The organism is Actinoplanes sp. NPDC048988 (genome assembly GCF_043197815.1).
In the GTDB taxonomy this organism is placed as follows: domain Bacteria; phylum Actinomycetota; class Actinomycetes; order Mycobacteriales; family Micromonosporaceae; genus Actinoplanes.
The window spans coordinates 36,302-55,751 of record NZ_JBICTW010000001.1 but is presented as its reverse complement, the minus strand read 5'-3'; the positions used below and the strand labels follow the sequence as shown (position 1 = coordinate 55,751).

Genomic DNA, 19,450 nt, shown 5'->3' with positions numbered 1-19,450 from the left:
ACAAGCGGGCCGACCTGGCGGCGGCCTGCGGGGGAGCCGAACATGCTTATCAAAGTCATCGACCAGATCACCGATGCCGAGCAGAACCAGGCAATGTGGACCATGTACACGGACGCCTTCGAGGAGTTGAACCACCTCGCGGTCCAGCGTCACCTGATGTACAAGTCGGAGTTCGACGAGGTAATGGCGGATCCGCGGGTCGGCAAGTACCTGGCCCTCGATGATGACGGCACGATGTGCGGCGTCGCCACCTACACGAACGATCTCAACGCGGTTCCGTTGATCGCTCCCCAGTACTTCGAACGGCATTGGCCTGAGCACTACGCGGCCCGGAAGATCTGGTACATCGGATTCGTCGCCGTGAGTCCGCATGCCCAGGGTCGTGAAGCCTTTTCCCAACTGGTCGAGCAGATGTACCACATCGCGTCGGCCCAGAACGGGCTCGTCTGCTTGGACATCTGCAACCACAACGACGAGGTTCGCCGCATGTCCCGAGTATTCCGGATGATGGTCAGCCGGCTCTCGGACAACATGAAGTTCACCCGGATCGACCAGCAGTCGTACTGGCTCTACGAGTTTCCGGCAGCCGCGTAGTAACTCGGCAGGGGGCACCACTGTCAGTTCATAGGCAACCTCCACATGGACCACAGCGGTGGTCCGCCGGGAAGCTCGATGACTGACCGGATCCGGTATCCGTGCCGGAGGTAAAGGTCCCGGTTACGCGGGTCGTTCGCCTCCAGATACGCGGGGATGCCGGCCTCGTCCAAGCGGGCGTGGTGGCGGTCGAGGAGCGCACTGCCGATCCCACGGCCCTGGTTCTCCGGATGGACGGCCAGGAAAGCCAGATAGTGGTGGGGATCGGTGGGATGGCGTGCCTCGACCGCCGCTGTCAATTCACAGGTTCGGTCGTACGCCGGGCCGGTCACCTCCTTCATGCGCTGCTCATAGTCGAGCGGCGGCGGGATCGTGGCGGTCATCGGGAACCACAGCGCTACCCCGGAGACGTGGCCGGTGTCGTAGTCCGAGGTGGCGTACACCTCGCCGTACCGGACCGCGTGCTCGACGAAGATCTCGAAGTAGCGCGGACTTTCCTGCCGGCGCACCTCGGCATCGGGGTGCAGCCAGCGGGCCACCGGCCCGTCCCACATCGCCGCGGCGACGAGGCCGGTGATCTCCTCGACGTCCACGGGTGCGACGTCGCGGATCACCAGTTCCTGGATCGCGTAGGTCATGACTTCCTCTCGTGGCACGGGTGTGCTGGTCAGTAGTACTGGCCGCCGCGCGCGCCCACGGGGTCGGCGTGCAGCGCGCGCATGAGTTCCTGGGTCTCGGCGGCCACTGTGGACCGGCTGTCGGAGCCGCGGCCGATCGCCGCGTACACCTCGGGACGGGCCGCCCGCATGATCAGGGCCCAGACGATGCCGATCACGCCCACGGCCAGGTAGCAGACCGGGATGAGCCACTGGAACGGCGAGTCGCCGGAGACCTGGAGAAGCTCACCGAAGCCGATGCAGGTTGCCGCCAGCACGACCGTGAGCAGCAGGAACGCCAGTCCGGGAGCGAAGTAGGCGCGCCAGATGTTCTCCCCTCGCCGCTTGTGCACGAAGAACGCGATGACCGCGGCCGACGCGGCCCACATGAGGATGAGGACGCCGAGCCCGCCGATCGTCGTGAGCCACGCGAAGACGTAGACCAGCGGGTCGGCGCCGGCTAGGGCGTACGCGCTGAGCACGATGATCGCCAGCACGCTCTGGGTGATGGAGCCGAGGAGCGGAGCGCCCGTACGCGGGTGGGTGCGACCCCACGCCGCCGGCAGGACGCCCTCGCGGCCGAGGGCGAACTGGTAGCGCGACACCGCGGCGTGGAAGGCCAGCAGCGCGGCGAAGACACTGGTCAGGAACAGGATGTAGCCGAGGTCGACCATGAACTTGGGCAGGTGCGGGCCGACCAGGGTGAAGACCAGGTCGGTCCGGTGCTCGGCCGCCTTGGCGGCGATCTGGTCGGGGCCGGTGTTCACCGACATGGCCCAGGCCGAGATCGCGCACAGGATGCCGGCCAGCACCACCGCGATGTGGGTGGCCCGGGCGATCGTGCGCTTCGGGTCCTTGGCCTCCTCGGACAGGACCACCGTCGCCTCGAAGCCGACGAAGCCGGCGATGGCCAGCACCAGCAGCACGCCGACGACCGGGGTGGCCAGCGGCGCCGGCGAGAACTGCGAGAAGGTGACCTCGCCGTTCGCCGGGTTGCCGACCATCACGAGGTCGTAGATGAGCACGATGCCGATCTCCAGCACCAGCAGGACCGCCAGGACCCGGCCGCTCAGATCGACCCAGAGGAGGCCGAGCACCGTCACCGCGGCCCAGGCCGCCACCGCACACGCGTACCAGGGAACCGAGAAGCCCAGAGCCGCGAGGATGCCGGAAGCAGCCGAACCGAAGAGGCCGAAGAGGCCGATCTGCATGAGTGAGTAGGCGGGCAGGGCGACGAAAGCCGCCCCGACGCCGACCATTCGGCCTAAACCGTGACTGATGTACGAGTAGAAGGCGCCCGTGTTCACGATGTGCCGGCTCATGGCGACAAACCCGACGGTGAACAGCGACAGCAGCCCGGCCACCACCACGTACGCGATCGGGACGGCGGTGCTCCCGATGATCGCGTAGATCGTGGTGATGGACCCGATGATCACGGTGAGCGGTGCGGCTCCCGCGACGCCGAAGAACACCACAGACGGAATGCCCAACCGGTTCTTGGCCAGCGCCTGTGTGACGATGTCCGGCTCTGCGGGTTTCGTACGCTCCATCAACATCCTCCCGGCCCAGTGGTCGTGGTTGTTAGGCCGGAGGTGATGGCGCCCGACGCCGCTCACCGTCGGCCGACGGTCAGCACCGAGCCCACGGAGGTCTCGGTGATTTCGACGAGCTCCCGAAGGTCGCCCGGAAGCGACCCGACCGCACTCGGCAGCGAATGGAACGCGTGCCGGTGCATCTCGAAGTCGTAGAGCACGTGTCTGGTGAGGCCGGTGGCGGCCACCAGCCCGATGAGCACCCGGTCGCTGGTGCTCATGCCGATGCCGCGCACCAGCAGGTTGGCCAGCCGGGCCGGGGCCCAGGCGGCCGCGTTGCGCTGGGCCGCCGTGTTCGGCATGTACAAGGTCTCGGTGGAGAGCATGCGGCGCCGGGTCACGGCCTCGACCGCGCCGAGCCGCGACAGGCGCTCGCCGACCCGGATCGCCGCGTCCTGCGAGAGGAACGCCAGCCACACCCGTACATCACGGTGTTGTGGTTGTGCGATGAGTAGGTCCAGGATGTCGTGTGCGAGCGCGTCCGTCGGAGGATGCCGGTCGAGGATGACCAGGTCTCCGTCGGTGATGCCGATCCGTCCTTCGAGGACGAGCTCGCCGAGGAGAGCGGCGGCCAGCCCCAAGCCGGTCGCGCGTGGATGGAGACGGGACCGGCCGGTGCGGTCCTCGTGTGCGATCAGGAAATACTGGTCAGCCAACACGCCGCCACGCCCCTTAGACAACGTCTTGATGGTCTTGTCCCTTTTAACGGGATTACCGCGAAGATCACTGTGTGTACAGAAAGGTATGACTCGATGTGCTCCGCATCATGTACCCGACAGCAAGGTCATGACAAGAAGTACTAGACTTTTTGTGGAGTCCTCCTTGTTTGGATCATCAGCACGGCGGTCGTACTATCGGCATCATCAGGACCAAGGGAGTCCAGGTGTCCGTTGATGAAGGACCCACGCTGCGCCGTCGTCGTCTCGGGGCGGAGCTGAAACGGTGCCGCGAGGCCGCCGGATTGACGCAAGAGAATGTGTCGCGTCATTTCGAGTGGCACGCCGCCAAGGTGACGCGGATCGAGACCGCGCGCGTGGCGGTGACCCCGCGCGACGTGAAAGACCTGCTGACGCTGTACGGCGTCGGCGATCAGGAGTACCGCGACGCCCTGGTGGAGCTGGCCCGCCTCTCGCGCGAGCGCACCTGGTGGACCGACTACCGCGACATCATGCGGCCCGGCAACTTCGTCGGGCTGGAGGCGGCGGCCGCCTCGATGCGCTGCTGGGAACCGGTGCTGGTGCCCGGGCTGCTACAGACCGAGGCGTACATGCGGTCGCTGATGGAGGCCGGCCGCACCAACGACACCCCGCAGCACATCGACCGCCGGGTGAAGCTGCGCCTGACCCGGCAGGGCCGGCTCCGGGCCGACCGGTCGCTCGAGCTCGAGGTCGTCATCGACGAATCGGTCGTACGCCGCGTGGTCGGCGGCCCGCGCGTCATGAATGAGCAGCTTCGGCATCTGATCGAGGCCGCCCAATTACCGAATGTGACGTTGCGGATTCTCCCGTTCCACGCCGGCGAACACACGTTCCTCGGCGGGTCAGCAGCCCTTTTGGAGTTTCGGGAGACCACCCATTTGGATGTTGTCTATCTTGAAGGTCTTGCGGGAGACTACTACGAAGAGCAACCATCCGAGGTTGCCCGTTACCGACAAGAGTTCGAGCGATTGAGCGCTATGGCGCTCGACCATCGCATGACCATCAAGATGATCGAGAGCCTGCTGGTCGCCTAGGGCTCCGGAGACAACCGCATATCCGAAGGGGGGTGCTTGAATTGCTCACGCACCAGCTCGCCGATGCCACCCTGCTTGCCGAGGCCACTTGGCGCAAGGCCAGCCGTAGTAATGGCAACGGTGGCAACAACTGTGTCGAAGTCGCCTTCCTCGACACGGGAGTCGCCGTCCGGGACAGCAAGGACCGCTCCGGTCCTGCGCTCCTGTTCACCCAGGCGGAGTGGACCGCCTTTGTGGACTCTGCCAAGGAAGGCGAGTTCGACATCAATTCCTGAGGCTAGAGACTAACCATAGGCACGGACCGATGGGAAGTGCCTACGCAAAGTCAACTTCTCCGCGAAGAGGCCCGCGGCTCCGCTCACCGGGAGTCGCGGCGCCCCTACTCTGCATAAGCGCTATTTCGATCCAGCAAACGCGAAGCTCCTTCGGGTGAATGTCTCCGTCGGATCCGCGACATGTCTCGGTTATCGGCGGCGGCACCTTCCGCCCACCGGCCGTTCCCGGCCGGCGGCGTACTTTTGCACCCGTGACCGATCTTGAGGGCATCCTCCTGTTCGCCGGCATCCCCCTCGCCATCGTGGCGCTGATTTTCGCGGTCGTCTTCATGACCAGCGCCAAGCCGAGCCGAGAGCCCATCACCGGGCCCGTCATGGACAGAAACGCCGACGAGCCGCCCACCAAGCCGGTCCTCCCCGAGTCCTCCGACGAGCCGTAGGCCGCGCCGGTTCTCCCCGAGTCCCCGACGAGCCGCAGGCCGAGCCGGGTCTCAACTGAGTCCCCCAACGGGCGGCGGGTCTTGGAAGAGACCCCTATGGGCCGCGGGCTGCGCCGGTCCTGGGTGAGGTTCCCGACGGGCCGCGGGTTGCGCCGGTTTTGGATGAGGTCTCCGGTCGGCTGCGGGCTGAGCCGAGCCGGGAGCCGATCGCCAACCCGGTGGCGGCCGGTCTAGCTCTTTCCGGCCTTGCGGGGCCACCAGCGGCCGCGGAGCGAGGCCAGGACGATCAAGCCGCCGGCCAGGAGGGCCAGGCCCAGGACGCTGGCGGTGGCCAGAGGACTTCCGCTGAACGGCACGGGGTCGGGGATGGGGTCGGCCCAGTACCGCTGTTCGCGGGTGGGAACCACGGCCGGCGGTGGGGTGATCACCGTGGGGGTGGGGTTCGGCACCGACGGGTTCGGCGTGGCGGGGGCGCTGAGCTGCGGGGCTGCGCCTCGGGAGGGAACGGTCGCCGGAAGAGCGGGGGCGGTGGGAGCCTGCTGCGCGGTGCTCTGCCCGGCGGTGGATGGTGAGGCGGCCTGGCCTGGTGCTTGAGCTCGGGCTTTCTCGGATGAAAGCCTGGCTTGTCCTTGGGCCGCACTTTGTCCTTGAGGTGCGCTTTGCCCCTGGGCTGCGCCTTGCCCTTGCGCTTCACCGCTGGTCGGGGGGCCGTCTTGCCCTGGCGCTTCAGCGCTGGTCGGGGGGCCGCCTTGTGCCTCGCTGCCCGTTGAAGGCTGGGTTTCGCCTTGTGTGCTGCTGCCGGTTGAGGGCCCGTGCGCCTCGTTGCCGGTTGAGGGCGGGGTTTCGCCTTGTGTGCTGCTGCCGGTTGAGGGCCCGTGCGCCTCGTTGCCGGTTGAGGGCCCCTGCGCCTCGCTGCCGGTTGAGGGCTGGGTTGCGCCCTGTGTGCCGTTGCTTGTGGAGGAGTCCGGGTCGCCGTGGGCGGGGTGGGTGGGGAAAGGGCCGAAGGCGGTTGCGGTCGTTGCGCCGGGAGTCGTGCCGTAGGCGTAGACGGAGGTGGGGGCGGAGGTGGGGGCGGAAGGGGAAAGCGGCTGGGCGGTGAGAGCGCAGGTGGTCGTGGCGCCGGGAGGCAGGGTCGTGGTGGTGCAGGTGGCTCGGCCGGTTTCGGTGCTTGAGACACGGACGTTGCTCAGCGTCTGGTTTCCGTTGTTACGGAGCAGGTAGGTGGTGGGTGCGGCCGTCACGGTGAGCGAGGGGCGGGCGGTCACGAGGGGTAGGTCGGCCTTGGTGGGGCCGAAGAACAACGGGTCGGTCGAGGTGGGGGCGTGGGCCTCGGCGGTGACGATCGTGGTCAAGGGGAGGGCGGCGTCCACGTCGTCCTGGGTGACTGTGTACGGCGGGGCCTCGCAGAGCATGGTGGCGTTCGGGGTCAGGAAGGCCTTGGGGCAGGTGGCGGGGCCGGTCAAGGTGTCGGTGACGAGGATGCGGTCCAGAGGCTCGGTGCCGTCGTTTGTCAGGCGGTAGCGGAGCGGGATGGTGTCGCCCACGTCGAACGCGGCGGGGGAACGCGGGCGGTCGACGGTGATGGCCAGGGAAGTGCTGGCGGGGGTGGCCGTGATGGTGGCCTTCTTCTTGGTGTCGCCGGTGGAGACGGTCAAGGTGAGGTCGCCGGTGGCCAGGGCGGTCGCGGTGAGGTTCAGGTGGGCTGTCGTGTGTGGTGGGAGGCCGGGGACGGTCCACGTGCCGTCGGTGTAGGTGCCCAGGTCGGGGATGCCGTCGGTGATGGCCAGGCCGGGGGCGGGGTGGACACGGACGGTGGCTGAGGTGGCGGTGGGGGTGTCGTTGCGTACGGTCGCTTCGAAGCTGGCTGTGCCGTCGCGGGGGACGCTGGGATCGCTCGCGGTGACGGCGAGGGCTGCCGGGTGGTCGGCCGGGGGAGTGGCGGGGGCTTCCGGCTGGAAGCCGATCACGTTGTCCTGGGGAGTCAGCTCGCCGGTGGCGCTGGAGGCGGTGACGGTGACTCCGGAGGCGGGCATGACTCCGGCGGGGGTCGCGACGGCGGGGGTCGCGGTGGCGGGGGTCGCGGTGGCGGGGGTCGCGGTGGCGGGGACGGCGGTGACGGTCATGGTGCGGGACTCGCCGGGCCGCAGGGTGGAGTAGGCGCACTCGGCGGTGGTGCTGGTCAGGGAGCACGTGCCGGTGGCGGAGGCGGCCGCGACGCCGGTGGTGCCGTCGGGGAGGGCGACGGTCACCTGGGTGGCGTCGGCGGGGCTGGGGCCCTTGTTGGTGGTGGTGATCCGGTAGGTGGTCACGTCACCGGCGGCTGTGGTGGCGGCGACGGCGAGGTCGGCGGCGGGGGCGATGGTGGTGCCGACGGTGTTCGACGTCGAGGATTCCGTGGCCGCGCCGGTCAGCGACGTGGAGTAGGCGGTGGTGGCGCGGGTGCGCAAGGTGGTGCCGGCCATGGTGGGGGCTACCGGGACCTCGTACGTGAAGGTGTGGCTCTCGCCGGGGCGCAGCAGGCCCACCGGCTTGGAGTGGGGGCCGGGCTCGGCGGTGACGGTGGTGGCGCGGGCCGGGTTGCCGCCCGCGTTGCGGGTTGTCACGGCGTACGTCAAGCGGTCGTTGACCTTGGCCTTCGCCGTGGCCACCGTGGTGGTGGTGAGCAGGCAGGCGGGGGTGCCGAAGGAGACGGCGTCGACCGCGGTGGGGCCGGTGGCGCGCAGGGCGAACCGGGTCTTGGTCTGGCCCTCGGGGACCGTGTAGGCGCCGGCGTAGGTGGCCCAGGCGGCCCGGTCGCCGGTGATGGTGTCGCCCTGCTGGTCGAGGGGGCCGTCCGCCGGGCCGGCCAGGACCGTCAGCGTGCCGCCTCGGTGGCGTAGCTCCCAGCGCAGGGTCTGGCCGGGGGTCGTGGTCACGTCCTGGTGGATCGTGCCGGTCGTCAGCTCGGCGTGCTGGCCGCCGTCGCGGCGGAGGAGCACCGGGGCCGGCTGCCAGCCGGCGAGGGGCACGGCGGCGACCGAGCCGGCGGCGATCAGCGGGGACTCGAAGTCGCCGTTGCGCAGGGCCACCGGGGTGGCGCAGGTGGTCGGTGCGGCGGTCACCGGATGCTGGTCCAGTGGATCGGCGGCTCCGACGACGTACAGGACGGCGGCCATCATGATGACCGCCATCCACCGGGAAAACGCAGCCCAAGGCACATCAGCACGCTAACCGGGGGTTAGGTACCTTTCGGGCTGTATCGGCAAAATCAGACGCGGCCGAAGTCCTGCGTCCAGTACGGTGCGCCGCCCGCGGTGTAGGCCAGGCCGACCCCGACCGCGGTGTTCGCGCAGTTCAGGATGTTCTTGCGGTGGCCCGAGCTGTTCATCCAGCCGGTCACGACCTGCTGCGGGCTGCGGTAGCCCCAGGCGATGTTCTCGGCGGCGGCGCCGTTGCGCGGGTAGCCGGCGCGGACCTCGCGGGTGACGAAGTTGCTGCCGTCCGAGCCGGTGTGGCTGAAGAAGCCCTGCTTGACCATGTCGGTGCTGTGGGCGCGGGCGGCGGTGGTCAGGCGGGCGTCGGTGCGCAGGGCCTGGCAGCCGTGCGCGGTGCGCTGGGCGTTGGTGAGCTTGACGACCTCGGCCTCGTACGCGGCGGGGGTCGTCGGCGCGGCCGTGGCGGCCGCGAAAGCCGGAGCGCCGAACAGCGTGGGAACGGCGGCGAGGGCGGCGGTGACGACGGCGCGGCGGACGAAACGCTTCAAGAGGTGGCTCCTTCTCTCGATCGGCTGTACGCCAGTCAGATCGGGGATCGGGAGCGCTGATGAAGAAGCGGAACCGGGAAGCAACCTGGGGCAACCCAGGTGCTCCCCGGCACCGATGTCCGAAATCTAGAGGGTCAGGGTCCAGGTGTTGATGTAGCCGGTGTCCTGCGAGTAGACGTCCTGGGCGCGCAGCTTCCACGCGCCGTCGGCGGCCTCGCTCGACAGGTTCTTGGTGTACGTGGTGACGATGTTGTCGGCGCTGTCGGTCGACGACGTGCTCTTCAGCGCGTAGACCGTGCCGTCCGGCGCCACCAGGTCGAGCTTGACGTCACCACGGTAGGTGTGGGCGACGTTCACGGCGATCGTGGCGGTCGAGGAGGCGGCGCGGCCGCAGCCGGCGATCGTGATCGTGCTGGTCACCGCGGAGCCGGCGTCGGGGATCGTGACGTCGGTGGCGTTGGTGCCGGTGCAGCCGGTGGTCGGCGGGGGCGTGGTGGTGGGCGGCGGGGTGGTGCCGCCGCCGGTGCAGGTCGGGTCGGCCGACTGGGCCGGGACGCTGACGGCGTCCCACGCGGCCTTGACCGTGTTGAACTCGGCGCAGCTGTTCGGGTAGAGGTTCTTGGCCGCGGTCAGCGTCCAGGTGCGGTACTTCAGGTACGACGAGCTGGACGTCTTCATCAGCATCGCGTTGTACATGATCTTGATGGCGGCCTGGATGCCGAGGCCGGTGACCGTGCTGCTGTTGCAGGTGGTGCTGGTCGGCTGGCCCGAGCCGCCGCCGCTGGTGCCCTGGGCGAGCAGGTAGAACCAGTGGTTGCCCGGACCGGCCGCGGCGTGCACCTCGGAGCCCGGCGTGCTGCTCGAGTAGCAGTTGCTGTCCCCGGCCAGCGACGGGTTGTACATGTACCGGATCGGGCCGCTGCCGACCAGGTTGACCTCCTCGCCGACCTGGTAGTCGGGGGCGTCGTTGGGGTTGTTGATGTACCACTCGGTCGCGGCGCCGAGGGTGTCGGCCACGAACTCCTGGGTGCCCGAGCGCGAGATGCCGCCCGGTGTGGTGTCGTCGATGCCGTGGCCCAGCTCGTGGCCGACCACGTCGGCCGACGCGATCCACTGGCCGGCGGTGTTCTTGCCGATCTGGACCTGGGTGCCGTCGTAGTACGCGTTCTGGTCGTTGAGGCCGACGCGGATCGGCCAGGCGCCGCCGCTGCCGTTCTGGCCGTTGCGGCCGAGCCACGCCGACAGCATCGCGTACTGCTTCTGCGCCACGTAGAAGGCGTCGACGCAGCCGGTCTCCTTGTTCGTCCCGGTGCCGTTGCCCCAGACGTTGTCGCTGCCGCTGAAGGTGGTGTTGTTGGCGGCGTCCTGGCAGCGGATCGTGGTGTGGCTCGGGTCCTGCAGCGTGTACGTCGAACCGGACTGGGTGGTGTCCAGCGTGACCGAGCCGTTGATCCAGCCGGTTCCGGTGCCGGAGACGTCGGTGACGTGCTCGTACTCGCGCAGCACGGCGCCCGAGGTCGCGTCCACGTCGACGGTCAGCCGGCTCGGCCCCTCGGCGCTCGTGCCCTTGACGGTGGTCTCCCAGGCCAGCTTGCCCGGCTTGCCGTCGAGGGCGACCACGACGAGCTTCGTGCCCTCCACCTCGGTGACGGTCTTGAGCTGGGCCTTCGCGATGCCCGCGGCGGCGCTGTCGGCCAGCTGGGGCACTGTCGAGATCTGGCCGATCGGCTGGGTCAGGGCCACCGACGTGTACTTGGTGGCGCCGGCCGAGTCTGTGACGACGACGAAGTCACCGCCGATCACCGGGAAGCCGTTGTAGGTGCGGTCGTAGGCGACGTAGTTGAAGCCGGACGAGCTGTACACCTGGCGCCGCTGGAAGGTCTCGTTCGGACTGGCGGCCAGGACGGCGGGGCGGGAGGCGACGAGAGCATCGGCCTTGGCGGCGGCCGACTGCGGATCCTGTGGGACGGCGGTGGCCGGCTGGGCGACGGCGACCAGGGCGGTGGCGGCCAGGGTTCCGGCGGCCGCCGCCATGATCAGAGGGGTTCGACGTTTCACGCGCGTACTCCTTCAGGGGTGACTTGATGAAGGACGCTAGGCATCGACGGTCGTCACCGAATCAGGGAAAACCCTTGCGCCGGTCATTCAACAATTTCTTTCGGTGACGCCCTGAGCGCTGGCAGTGACTGTCGCTGTGGGGCATCATGGCCGGACAGCGTCCCGTCAGGAGTGTGTGATGACCTCACAACTCGAGTTCGCGGCCCGATCCGCGTTCGCACAGGTGCTGAACGCCTGGCGTACGCGCAGAGGCCTCTCCAAGAAGCAGCTCGCCGCGTCGATGGGTTACCACCCGTCGTACATCAGTCACGTGGAGAGCCTTCGCCACCACCCGACCTTCGAATTCGCCTGCCGCGCCGAGGCGGTCCTGGCCAGCGGGTCCGAGATCATCGAGGCGTACACGGGCTGCCGCCCCAACGGCACGCTCGAGCCGGCCGCCCGCTCCGGCTACGAGCCCAGCCAGATGCTGCCGGCCACGATCGTCATCGAGGACGAGCTGGCCACCCTCACCTACACCGACGACTGGTACGTCTGCCGCGTCGAACGGCTGGTCCGCAACGTCGGCGACCGTCCGGTCACGACCTGCCCGGTACGCATCGACGTCGACCGGTTCCCCGACCAGCCCGGCGTCTCCCGGCAGCTCTACCAGGAAAGACCGCTGCGCCTGGCCGATCTCGACTTCGCGGCCGCGGCGGGCGGGGAGCCCATGGACGTACGGGTCACGCGCACCAGCGACGCGTACCTGAAACTGGCCCTGGTGTTCGGCAACGCCCGGGCCCGGTTCCCGCTCTACCCGGGTGAGCAGACCCGCGTGGCCTACTCCTACCGGGTGCCGGCCAGCCAGTACGGCCAGTGGTTCCAGCGGGAGATCCGCTTCCCGACCCGGGCCCTGACCGTGTCACTGCGGCTGCCCGAGTCGCTCGGGGCCGAGGTCGGGGCCGAGGTGCTGTCGTACGCGGGCATCAAGTCGTACACCCCGACCGTCGCGCACGGCGACGACGGCACGGTGCTGCACACGATGCGGATGCGCGAGCTGCTGCTGACCAGCCAGGTGCGGTTGCGCTGGCGGTTCGCGGCGCCACGGGCCTCAGCCCCACGGGCGGCCTGAGCCGCGGTACTGCGACAGCGGGATGACCTCGTCACCGGCCGGCATCCGGTCGGTGTAGAAACGGCCCTCCAGGTGGTCGATCTCGTGGCCGGCGTGGCGGGCCAGCCCGCCGGTGAACCGCGTGATGACCAGGCCGCCGTCGAGGCGACGGTGCTCGACCTCGACGCTGAGCGGGCGGTCGACCCGGCCGCGCACGTCGAAGAAGCTCATGCAGCCCTCGTACTGCACGTCGCGGCGCCGGGACTGGTCCACGACGCGCGGGTTGAGCAGCACGATCTCGCTGGCGCCGGGCTCGGCCGGGCGGATCACGGCGGCCGCCCGGTCGAGGCCGATCTGCGGCGCGGCCAGGCCCACGCCCTTGGCGAAGACGTGGGCCCGGGCGACGAGGTCCATCGAGCGGCGGATCCGGTCGATGATCTGGCGGGCCTCGGCGGCCTCGCGGGGAAGATCGAAGAGACGGGCCGGCGTACGCAGGGCGGGATCGTCACGCTGGAGGATGCCGATCGCCGCCATCCGGTGGGCTGGGGTGAGTTCTTTGGAAACCACGAGAACCCCTCGGTTTTGGTTCGGTCAGCCCTATTGATACATGGGCACGAGCTGAAAACCGCATGAACGGTCGTGAATGAGACCGTGAATGAAGGGGAGGACTCAGCCTGCGGTTTTACGCCCTCGGACGGCCCAGGCGGAGGCGGTCAGCGCGATGTCGCCGGACGCCGTGGCCGGCAGCCGGCGCCGCAAGGCGTCACGAATCCGGCTGCGTTCCCCGCTGTCCAAACCGGCCAGGTAGGCGGGCGCGGGACCGGTGGCGCCGAGGAACGGCGTCCAGTAGTCGTCGAAGCCGGCGAAGACCGTGGGGATCTCGATGGCACGGGTCCGCACCTCGTCGAGACCGGCTCGGGACCACGCTTCCCGCAGGGCATCCTCGCGGCAGATCGGAAATCTCGCACCCTCGTCGCGGTCGGGGGCGGCGACGTCCCAGAAGTGGCGCATCATCTGCATGCCGGAGGCATAGTCCCAGACGTACGCGGCCACGACCGCCCCGGGCGCGGCGACCCGCGTGAACTCGGCGACGGCGCGGGCCGGATCGGGCACGAAATTGAGGGCGAGGCCGCTCACGACCGCGTCGAAGGCGCCGTCCCGCAGGGGGAGCGCGGCCGCGTCGGCCGCGACCCGGGTGGCGTCCAGGGCTGATCGGAGGAAGCTCTGGGACGGGTCGACGCCGACGACATCCGCCGGGCCGGAGGCCAGGATGGCGGAGCTGAGCGCGCCCGTCCAGCAACCGGCGTCGAGCCAGCGGCGGCCGGCCGGGACACCGAGCCACTCGACGAAGAGCGGGGCGACCCGGCGGCTCCACCGCCCGACGTACGCCTCATAGGCGTCGCCGGCCGCCCAGACGTCGCCGGTCATGGGGTTGAAGGTAGGCCATCCGCCGCCGGGGTCGAAAGGGGTGCGCGGCCGCGACGGGAGCGACGGTCAGATCTGGCGGTCCCGGCCGGCGAAGAAGCCGGCGACGATCTGCGGGATCATCAGCAGGGTGACGAAGGTGAGCGGGGCTCGCCAGCCGTCGGTGTGATCGTGCAGGACGCCGACCAGGATGGGGCCGGGAATGGCGAACAGGTAGCCGGTGCTCTGGGCGAAAGCGGACAGCTTCACCACCGTGGCGGGAGTGCGGCCGCGGAGCGCGATCATCGTCAGGACCAGCGGGAACGCCGTGTTCACGATGCCCAGCAGGACGGCCCACAGCAGCGGGGCGGCGGCCGGGTCCCACCACAGGCCGCCGTAGCCGGCCAGGCCGAACAGGCCCAGGCCGACGGCTATCCAGCTCTGGCTCCGGACCCGGCCGGCCAGCGACGAGAGCAGGAAACCCAGGGGCACGCCCAGGAACGAGGTCACGGCGAAGTAGACGCCGGCGCGCTCGGCCGAGATGCCGGCGTCGCGGTAGATCTGCGGCAGCCAGCCGATGATCACGTACGCCGAGGTCGACTGCATGCCGAAATAGACGGCCAGCGCCCAGGCCACCGGGTGGCGGCTCACCCGTACGGCCTCGGCCTTGGGAACCTCCGGAGCTCGGGTGAACGGCTGCCGCGCCAGCGGAAGCCAGGCCGGCACGGCCAGCACGGCCACCGCCGCCCAACAGGCCAGGCCCAGCCGCCAGTCGTCGCCGAACACGCTCGTGGTCAGCGGGACCGTGGTGGCGGCGGCCACTGTCGCGCCGATGTTCAGCGAAACCGTGTAGAGGCCGGTCATCGTGCCGACCCGATCCGGGAAGTACGCCTTCACGACCGACGGCAGCAGCACGTTCACCACCGCGATGCCGGCCAGCGCGACCAGGCTCAAAAGCAGGAAAAGAGCGGTTCCCGGCGCGTACGGGCGGACCGCGAGCCCGGCGGCCAGCACCACCATGCCGGCCAGGATCACGCGGGCCGGGCCGAACCGCCGGGCCAGCCGCGGCGCCAGGAAGCCGACACCGGCGAAACACACCGCCGGCACGGAGGTGAGCAGGCCGGCCACGCTTGAGCTCATGCCCAGCCCGGAGCGGATCTCGCTGAGCACCGGGCCGACGCTCGTCACGGCCAACCGCAGGTTGACCGCGGCCAGCAGCAGGGCGGCCACCGCGATCAAGCGGCCCTTGGTGGAGCTATGTGTCAGGTCTTCTTCGGCGGTCACCACTTACCTATCATTGACCGCCGCTCCGGGCGGCTTACGCCCGGTCCTGCTCCAGTTCCACCTGCTGGTTCCACTCGCGCTTGGAGGACTGCCAGCCGTCCTCGTTCAGGCCGCGCCGCCAGTAGCCCGAGATCGACAGCTGATCCATCGGGACACCGCGCTCGACCTTGAGGTACCGGCGCAGCTCCTTGACGAAGGTGGCCTCGCCGTGGACGAAGGCCTGCACGTCACCGTCCGGGAAGTCGAGGTGGCGTACGGCCTCGATCAGCAACTCGCCCGGGACGCGATCACCGCGGTGCAGCCAGGTGATCCCGGCCTCCGTCTCGATCTTCTGCTCCTCGTCGGGGCCCTCGACCTCGATGAACGCGGTCACCCGGGCGCCCGCGGGCATGCCCTCGAGGGCGGCCGCGATCGCCGGGAGGGCGCTCTCGTCACCGGCCAGCAGGTGCCAGCCGGCGTCGGCGCTGGGGGAGTAGCCGCCGCCGGGGCCCATGAACCGGAAGACGTCGCCGGGCTTGGCCCGGGCCGCCCACGGGCCGGCCACGCCCTCGTCGCCGTGCACCACGAAGTCGACCCACATCTCGGGGACCTCGGGCAGCCACTTGCGGATCGTGTACGTCCGCACGACCGGCCACTGCTCACGCGGGAAGCTCTCGCGAATCGCGCCCATGTCGAACGGCTCGGGATAGGTGACGCCGTCGGCGGGGAAGAGCACCTTCACGTAGTGGTCGGTGCACCGGCCGGCGTCGATGGCCTTGAGGGCGTCGCCTCCGACCACCACGCGCACCATGTGCGGGGTGAGCTGCTCAACCCGGGTGACGACCGCCTCGGTCGCCGCGCGTGCCGGCCTGTTCGCCATGTCGAACCTCTTCCCTTGGGCGTCCGGTTGGTAAGGCTACCCTCAGTTTCGCCGTCAGCGCAGAAAGGGGCGGCCCGCACTCGGCGGGCCGCCCCTTCGATGCTTGCCGGTTGTTACTCCCAGGTGCTGCCCGGACGGCGGCGGCGGGTGAAGGCCATGATGGCCATGCCGGCCAGGAGCAGAACCGCGGCGCCGGCGATCGCGGCGAACGTGTTGCTGCCGGTCAGGGCGAGCAGGCCGCCCTGCTCCTGGTTGCCGCTCTCGGCCTGCACCTGCGCGACCTGCTCGGCCACCGGGGCCTTGTTGCCCGAGTTGAACTGGCCGTCCTCACCACTCGAGTAGGTGTAGTCGGTGCCGCCGGCCGCGGCGGCCGCCGAGCTGCTGGCGCGCGGCTTGGGCGCCTTGGTGGTCCGCGGCGCGGGCGCCTCGGTTTCCTGCGGCGTCTCCTGCTGCGTTTCCTGCTGCGTTTCCTGCTGGTCGTTGGTGTCCGGCTCGTCGGTGTCGCTCTTGGTGCCGCCGCCGTTGGCGGTGGCCGGCTTGGTCGTCGTGGCCGGCTTGGCCGGGGCCTTGGTGGTCGCCGGAGTCGTCGGGTCCGGCGTGAAGTCGTCCTTGGTGTCGGCCGGGGTGCCGGGCGGGGCCTGCGTCGGGGCCTTGGTGGGCGGCTTGGTCGGCGTCACACCGCCGCCGTTGGTGCCGTTGCCCCCGGTGTTCCCACCGTTGTTCCCGCCACCGTTGTTGCCGCCACCGTTGTTCCCGCCGCCGTTGTTGCCCCCGCCGTTGTTGCCACCGCCGTTGTTGCCACCGCCGTTGTTGCCCCCACCGTTGTTCCCGCCGTTGTTCCCGCCGTTGTTGCCGCCGCCGTTGTTGCCGCCGCCGTTGTTGCCGCCGCCGTTGTCGCCGCCGCCGTTGTCGCCGCCGCCGCCGTTGTCGCCACCGCCGTTGTTGCCGCCGCCGGTGCGGACGGTGATGCGGATGGCGTCGATGGCGGGTGTCTGGTTGGCGCGCTGCATCATCGGCACGCGGTGCGAGCCGTCACCGGCCCACGAGGCGCACTGGGCGGTGCCCTCGGTCGGCACGCCCGGCACGGTGATGCTCACCTCGTCCGGGGTGGCGCTGCCGCGGCTGTCCTCGGTCGCCACGAAGAACGCGGGGACCGGGTCCGGCGCCGGGGCGGCGTCGGTGTTCTCGAGCATCCGGCACGCGGTGTGGAAGTGACCGCGCACCAGGCCGCCCTGCAGGACGGAGCTCTCCACGTAGTACCCGCCCTTGCCGGCCGCCAGGAAGCGGTCGCGGATCAGGTTGCGGGTGCTGATCTTGAGGGTGAAGGGGGTGTTCGGCGCCACCTGCCGGGGCGCGTCGGTGATCAGCAGGGTCGGGTTGTTCGCCGCCTCGCCGACCTCGCCGAACTCGGTGGAGACGCACCGGTTGCCGTTCTGGAAGCCGTCGTGCGGGGCCAGGTTGCTGTCGACGCACGTGTCGGTGAGGATCACCTGCCCGTTCACCACCTTGCCGGCGCCGCTTCCCTCGGGCCGGTCGTTGGTGGCGGCGTTACCGATCTGGGCGAAAGCGACCGCCGCGCCGGCGGCGGTGACGACCGCGCCGACCGCGAACAGCCGCCGGTTGCGTCCCGGCGGCGTGGCGGCCGCACGACGGTAAGCGGACCTGCGCATGCGCGATACCTCATCTTCCCTACAAATCCACCCGGCAACAATTCCCACCGGCACCCAGACGGTAGGAGCGCGCCCGCCGAAACGCAATTCCGCCAGCGAACTTGATGAATTCTTATCCGGGAATTAAAGAAAAGATATGCGACCACCCTCGAACCCCGGACATCGTCCGAACGGGGGATGCCGGAGGTTCACCAAGATCACGAAAAATTTCGCTGACCAGTGGCGATTCCGTAGCGTCACTAGATGGCTGCACTGTAGGGGCCGAACCTGAGAATAGCCTCGGAAGGTTACTGCGAAACGATTCTGGGTGACTATTCACCCGGCCAGATATGCCGCGTGCGATAAACATTCCGCAGGACGTCGAGGCGGTCGGTCATGATGCCGTCCACGCCCAGGTCGAGCAGGCGGTTCATCTCGTCCGGGTCGTCCACCGTCCACACGTGGACCTGGAGGCCCGAGCGGTGGGCGGTGGTCACGAACCGGCGGTCGACAATGGTCACCGGACCCTGGCGCACGGGCACCTGGGCCGCCGCGACCGACGGGGGCGGGCTCACGCGTACCCCCGCAAGCGACGCCAAGCGCAAGCGGGCCACCCAGGCGGGACCCATCGACGTCGCCACCTCGGGGCCGGCCAGGGCGCGCAGCCGGGCGAGGCGGCGGTCGCTGAACGACGCCAGCAGGACGCGCTCGTTCGCGCCGGCCCGCCGGACGGCCGCGACAGTGGGCTCGGCGCCGGCCTCGGCCTTGACGTCGATGTTGAAGCGGATCGTGGGCCAGGCGTCGAGAACCTCGTCCAGCCGGGGGATCGCGGCCGCGCCCCCGATCCGTACCGTCCGCAGGTCGGGCCAGCTCAGGGCGCCGATCCGGCCGTCGGTGCCGGTGAGCCGCAGCAGTGAGGAGTCGTGGAAGACGACGGGGACGCCGTCGGTGGTGGCGTGCACGTCCGTCTCCACGTACCGGTAACCCAGGGCGACCGCGCGCGCGAACGCCTCGGCCGTGTTCTCGTCGCCTTCGGCGGCGCCGCCCCGGTGGGCGAAGGCCAGCGGGGCGGGAGCGTCCAGAAACGCGAATCGGCGCACGGACCACAGCTTAGGAGCCGGGGTGGGCTAACCGGCCGACTGCCTCCCATTAGGGACAAATAGTCGAGGATCGGACCCGCGGCTCGGTGTGCTGCCCTACCTTAAGCGACGTCCCACTTGGGGCGAATAATCCGATTTGGAGCGCAGAACCGTGTCTTCTTCACGTTCCACGAGAATTGCCCGGGGAGGTCTGGCCGCCGCCTTCGCCCTGTCGATAGCGGCCGCCCTGGCCCCGGCGGGCGCCTCGGCGGCGTCCGACGACCCGTTGATCGACTACGAGACCTTCAAGGGCGCGTCGTCGACCCTCGACCGCAACGGCAGCGCCGACCTGATCTGGTCGTCCGGCAGCCGGGTCGACCAGCGGGTGCTGCGGCTCACCGCCGGTGGCTACAAGCAGATGGGCTCGGCCTGGTCCACCCAGAAGCTCGACGTCACGCGGTCGTTCGAGTCGACCTTCAAGGTCTACCTGCACCACGGCCAGCCCGGCGCCGACGGCGTCGCCTTCGTCGTGCAGTCGAAGGGCCCGCGGGCGCTCGGCGGCTGGGGCGGCGGCATGGGGTACCGCGGTATCCGGCCCAGCGTCGCCGTCGAGTTCGACACCTGGCAGAACACCAACGACCCGAGCAGCAACCATCTGGCCGTGGTGCTCGGCGGCAACCCGGACCACCAGGCCGGCACGGCCGAGGCGGGCATCCCGCTGTTCGGCAAGCCGTTCGAGGCCCGGGTCGTCTACGACGCCGACGAGTCCCTGCTTCAGGTCTACGTCAAGTCGCTGAGCGCGGGGGCCGAGGAGCAGCTGGCGCTCGAGCGTGAGGTCGACCTGGCCGACGAGATCGAGCAGTCGGACGCGTGGGTCGGCTTCACCGCCGGCACCGGCACCGCCCTGTCCAAGCAGGACATCTACTCCTGGTCCGTCGACGGCTCAGGGGCCTGACCGAACAGAAACGCCGGTGCCGCCGGCCGAAGGCGGTGCCGGCT

18 protein-coding genes are annotated in these 19,450 nt (G+C 69.7%); 6 read left to right on the top strand and 12 right to left on the bottom strand.

Annotated features, from left to right (window positions below; genetic code table 11):
- Positions 1-42 precede the first annotated feature (42 nt).
- Positions 43-594 carry a GNAT family N-acetyltransferase gene (locus ACGFJ7_RS00240; RefSeq protein ID WP_097322302.1) on the top strand — a complete coding sequence of 184 codons (552 nt, stop codon included), beginning with the start codon at positions 43-45 and terminating at the stop codon, positions 592-594.
- Positions 595-617: 23 nt separating this feature from the next.
- Here the strand turns inward: ACGFJ7_RS00240 and ACGFJ7_RS00235 are convergent, their stop codons facing one another.
- From ACGFJ7_RS00235 to ACGFJ7_RS00225, 3 genes are all read right to left on the bottom strand, one after another.
- Positions 618-1,232, bottom strand: a complete 615-nt coding sequence (locus ACGFJ7_RS00235; protein ID WP_360240977.1) for a GNAT family N-acetyltransferase — start codon at positions 1,230-1,232, stop codon at positions 618-620.
- 29 nt (positions 1,233-1,261) lie between these two features.
- Positions 1,262-2,800: an APC family permease gene (locus ACGFJ7_RS00230; RefSeq protein WP_392639834.1), complete on the bottom strand. Its 1,539-nt coding sequence runs from the start codon at positions 2,798-2,800 to the stop codon at positions 1,262-1,264.
- 62 nt (positions 2,801-2,862) lie between these two features.
- The gene (locus ACGFJ7_RS00225) at positions 2,863-3,501 is read right to left on the bottom strand and encodes a GPP34 family phosphoprotein (protein WP_097322305.1); all 639 of its coding nucleotides are present in this window, start codon (positions 3,499-3,501) and stop codon (positions 2,863-2,865) included.
- 224 nt (positions 3,502-3,725) lie between these two features.
- On the opposite strand from ACGFJ7_RS00225, the gene ACGFJ7_RS00220 reads away from it, so the two are divergent.
- The 3 genes from ACGFJ7_RS00220 (at position 3,726) to ACGFJ7_RS00210 (ending at position 5,289) form a co-directional block, all read left to right on the top strand.
- Positions 3,726-4,574 carry a helix-turn-helix transcriptional regulator gene (locus ACGFJ7_RS00220; RefSeq protein WP_360240970.1) on the top strand — a complete coding sequence of 283 codons (849 nt, stop codon included), beginning with the start codon at positions 3,726-3,728 and terminating at the stop codon, positions 4,572-4,574.
- A 41-nt stretch (positions 4,575-4,615) separates the two neighbouring features.
- On the top strand, positions 4,616-4,849 hold the full coding sequence (locus tag ACGFJ7_RS00215) for a DUF397 domain-containing protein (protein WP_245923337.1): 234 nt from the start codon (positions 4,616-4,618) through the stop codon (positions 4,847-4,849).
- A gap of 251 nt (positions 4,850-5,100) precedes the next feature.
- The gene (locus tag ACGFJ7_RS00210) at positions 5,101-5,289 is read left to right on the top strand and encodes a hypothetical protein (RefSeq protein ID WP_392639830.1); all 189 of its coding nucleotides are present in this window, start codon (positions 5,101-5,103) and stop codon (positions 5,287-5,289) included.
- 230 nt (positions 5,290-5,519) lie between these two features.
- Here the strand turns inward: ACGFJ7_RS00210 and ACGFJ7_RS00205 are convergent, their stop codons facing one another.
- The 3 genes from ACGFJ7_RS00205 to ACGFJ7_RS00195 form a co-directional block, all read right to left on the bottom strand.
- Entirely contained in the window at positions 5,520-8,486 is a 2,967-nt protein-coding gene (locus ACGFJ7_RS00205) for a hypothetical protein (protein WP_392639827.1), read from the bottom strand.
- A 50-nt stretch (positions 8,487-8,536) separates the two neighbouring features.
- Positions 8,537-9,031, bottom strand: a complete 495-nt coding sequence (locus ACGFJ7_RS00200) for a CAP domain-containing protein (protein WP_360240961.1) — start codon at positions 9,029-9,031, stop codon at positions 8,537-8,539.
- A gap of 126 nt (positions 9,032-9,157) precedes the next feature.
- Positions 9,158-11,065, bottom strand: a complete 1,908-nt coding sequence (locus ACGFJ7_RS00195; protein WP_392641257.1) for a M4 family metallopeptidase — start codon at positions 11,063-11,065, stop codon at positions 9,158-9,160.
- A 202-nt stretch (positions 11,066-11,267) separates the two neighbouring features.
- On the opposite strand from ACGFJ7_RS00195, the gene ACGFJ7_RS00190 reads away from it, so the two are divergent.
- Entirely contained in the window at positions 11,268-12,197 is a 930-nt protein-coding gene (locus ACGFJ7_RS00190; protein WP_360240958.1) for a helix-turn-helix transcriptional regulator, read from the top strand.
- Here ACGFJ7_RS00190 and ACGFJ7_RS00185 read toward each other — a convergent pair.
- The 6 genes from ACGFJ7_RS00185 to ACGFJ7_RS00160 all read right to left on the bottom strand — a co-directional run bounded on the left by ACGFJ7_RS00185 (position 12,177) and on the right by ACGFJ7_RS00160 (position 18,472).
- Positions 12,177-12,743, bottom strand: coding sequence for a peptide deformylase (locus tag ACGFJ7_RS00185; protein WP_392639824.1), 567 nt, complete (start codon positions 12,741-12,743; stop codon positions 12,177-12,179). The genes ACGFJ7_RS00190 and ACGFJ7_RS00185 overlap by 21 nt on opposite strands.
- Before the next feature lie 102 nt (positions 12,744-12,845).
- Positions 12,846-13,604, bottom strand: a complete 759-nt coding sequence (locus ACGFJ7_RS00180) for a class I SAM-dependent methyltransferase (RefSeq protein WP_392639821.1) — start codon at positions 13,602-13,604, stop codon at positions 12,846-12,848.
- Positions 13,605-13,670: 66 nt separating this feature from the next.
- Positions 13,671-14,867, bottom strand: a complete 1,197-nt coding sequence (locus tag ACGFJ7_RS00175; protein WP_392639819.1) for a CynX/NimT family MFS transporter — start codon at positions 14,865-14,867, stop codon at positions 13,671-13,673.
- 31 nt (positions 14,868-14,898) lie between these two features.
- Positions 14,899-15,723, bottom strand: a complete 825-nt coding sequence (locus ACGFJ7_RS00170) for a siderophore-interacting protein (RefSeq protein ID WP_360240946.1) — start codon at positions 15,721-15,723, stop codon at positions 14,899-14,901.
- A 113-nt stretch (positions 15,724-15,836) separates the two neighbouring features.
- Positions 15,837-17,393: a hypothetical protein gene (locus ACGFJ7_RS00165; protein WP_392639816.1), complete on the bottom strand. Its 1,557-nt coding sequence runs from the start codon at positions 17,391-17,393 to the stop codon at positions 15,837-15,839.
- Positions 17,394-17,704: 311 nt separating this feature from the next.
- A complete protein-coding gene (locus ACGFJ7_RS00160; RefSeq protein ID WP_392639814.1) occupies positions 17,705-18,472 on the bottom strand; it encodes a glycerophosphodiester phosphodiesterase in 768 nt (255 codons plus the stop codon).
- Positions 18,473-18,623: 151 nt separating this feature from the next.
- Between ACGFJ7_RS00160 and ACGFJ7_RS00155 the strand changes: the two genes are divergently transcribed.
- A complete protein-coding gene (locus tag ACGFJ7_RS00155) occupies positions 18,624-19,406 on the top strand; it encodes an L-type lectin-domain containing protein (RefSeq protein WP_360240940.1) in 783 nt (260 codons plus the stop codon).
- Positions 19,407-19,450: the final 44 nt, after the last annotated feature.

Bases quoted from the DNA above. Each gene is read 5' to 3' on its own strand.
- ACGFJ7_RS00180 (WP_392639821.1), bottom strand. From the start codon at position 13,604: ATGACCGGCGACGTCTGGGCGGCCGGCGACGCCTATGAGGCGTACGTC.
- ACGFJ7_RS00190 (WP_360240958.1), top strand. From the start codon at position 11,268: ATGACCTCACAACTCGAGTTCGCGGCCCGATCCGCGTTCGCACAGGTG.
- ACGFJ7_RS00195 (WP_392641257.1), bottom strand. From the start codon at position 11,065: ATGGCGGCGGCCGCCGGAACCCTGGCCGCCACCGCCCTGGTCGCCGTC.
- ACGFJ7_RS00235 (WP_360240977.1), bottom strand. From the start codon at position 1,232: ATGACCTACGCGATCCAGGAACTGGTGATCCGCGACGTCGCACCCGTG.
- ACGFJ7_RS00165 (WP_392639816.1), bottom strand. From the start codon at position 17,393: ATGCGCAGGTCCGCTTACCGTCGTGCGGCCGCCACGCCGCCGGGACGC.
- ACGFJ7_RS00170 (WP_360240946.1), bottom strand. From the start codon at position 15,723: ATGGCGAACAGGCCGGCACGCGCGGCGACCGAGGCGGTCGTCACCCGG.
- ACGFJ7_RS00230 (WP_392639834.1), bottom strand. From the start codon at position 2,800: ATGGAGCGTACGAAACCCGCAGAGCCGGACATCGTCACACAGGCGCTG.
- ACGFJ7_RS00240 (WP_097322302.1), top strand. From the start codon at position 43: ATGCTTATCAAAGTCATCGACCAGATCACCGATGCCGAGCAGAACCAG.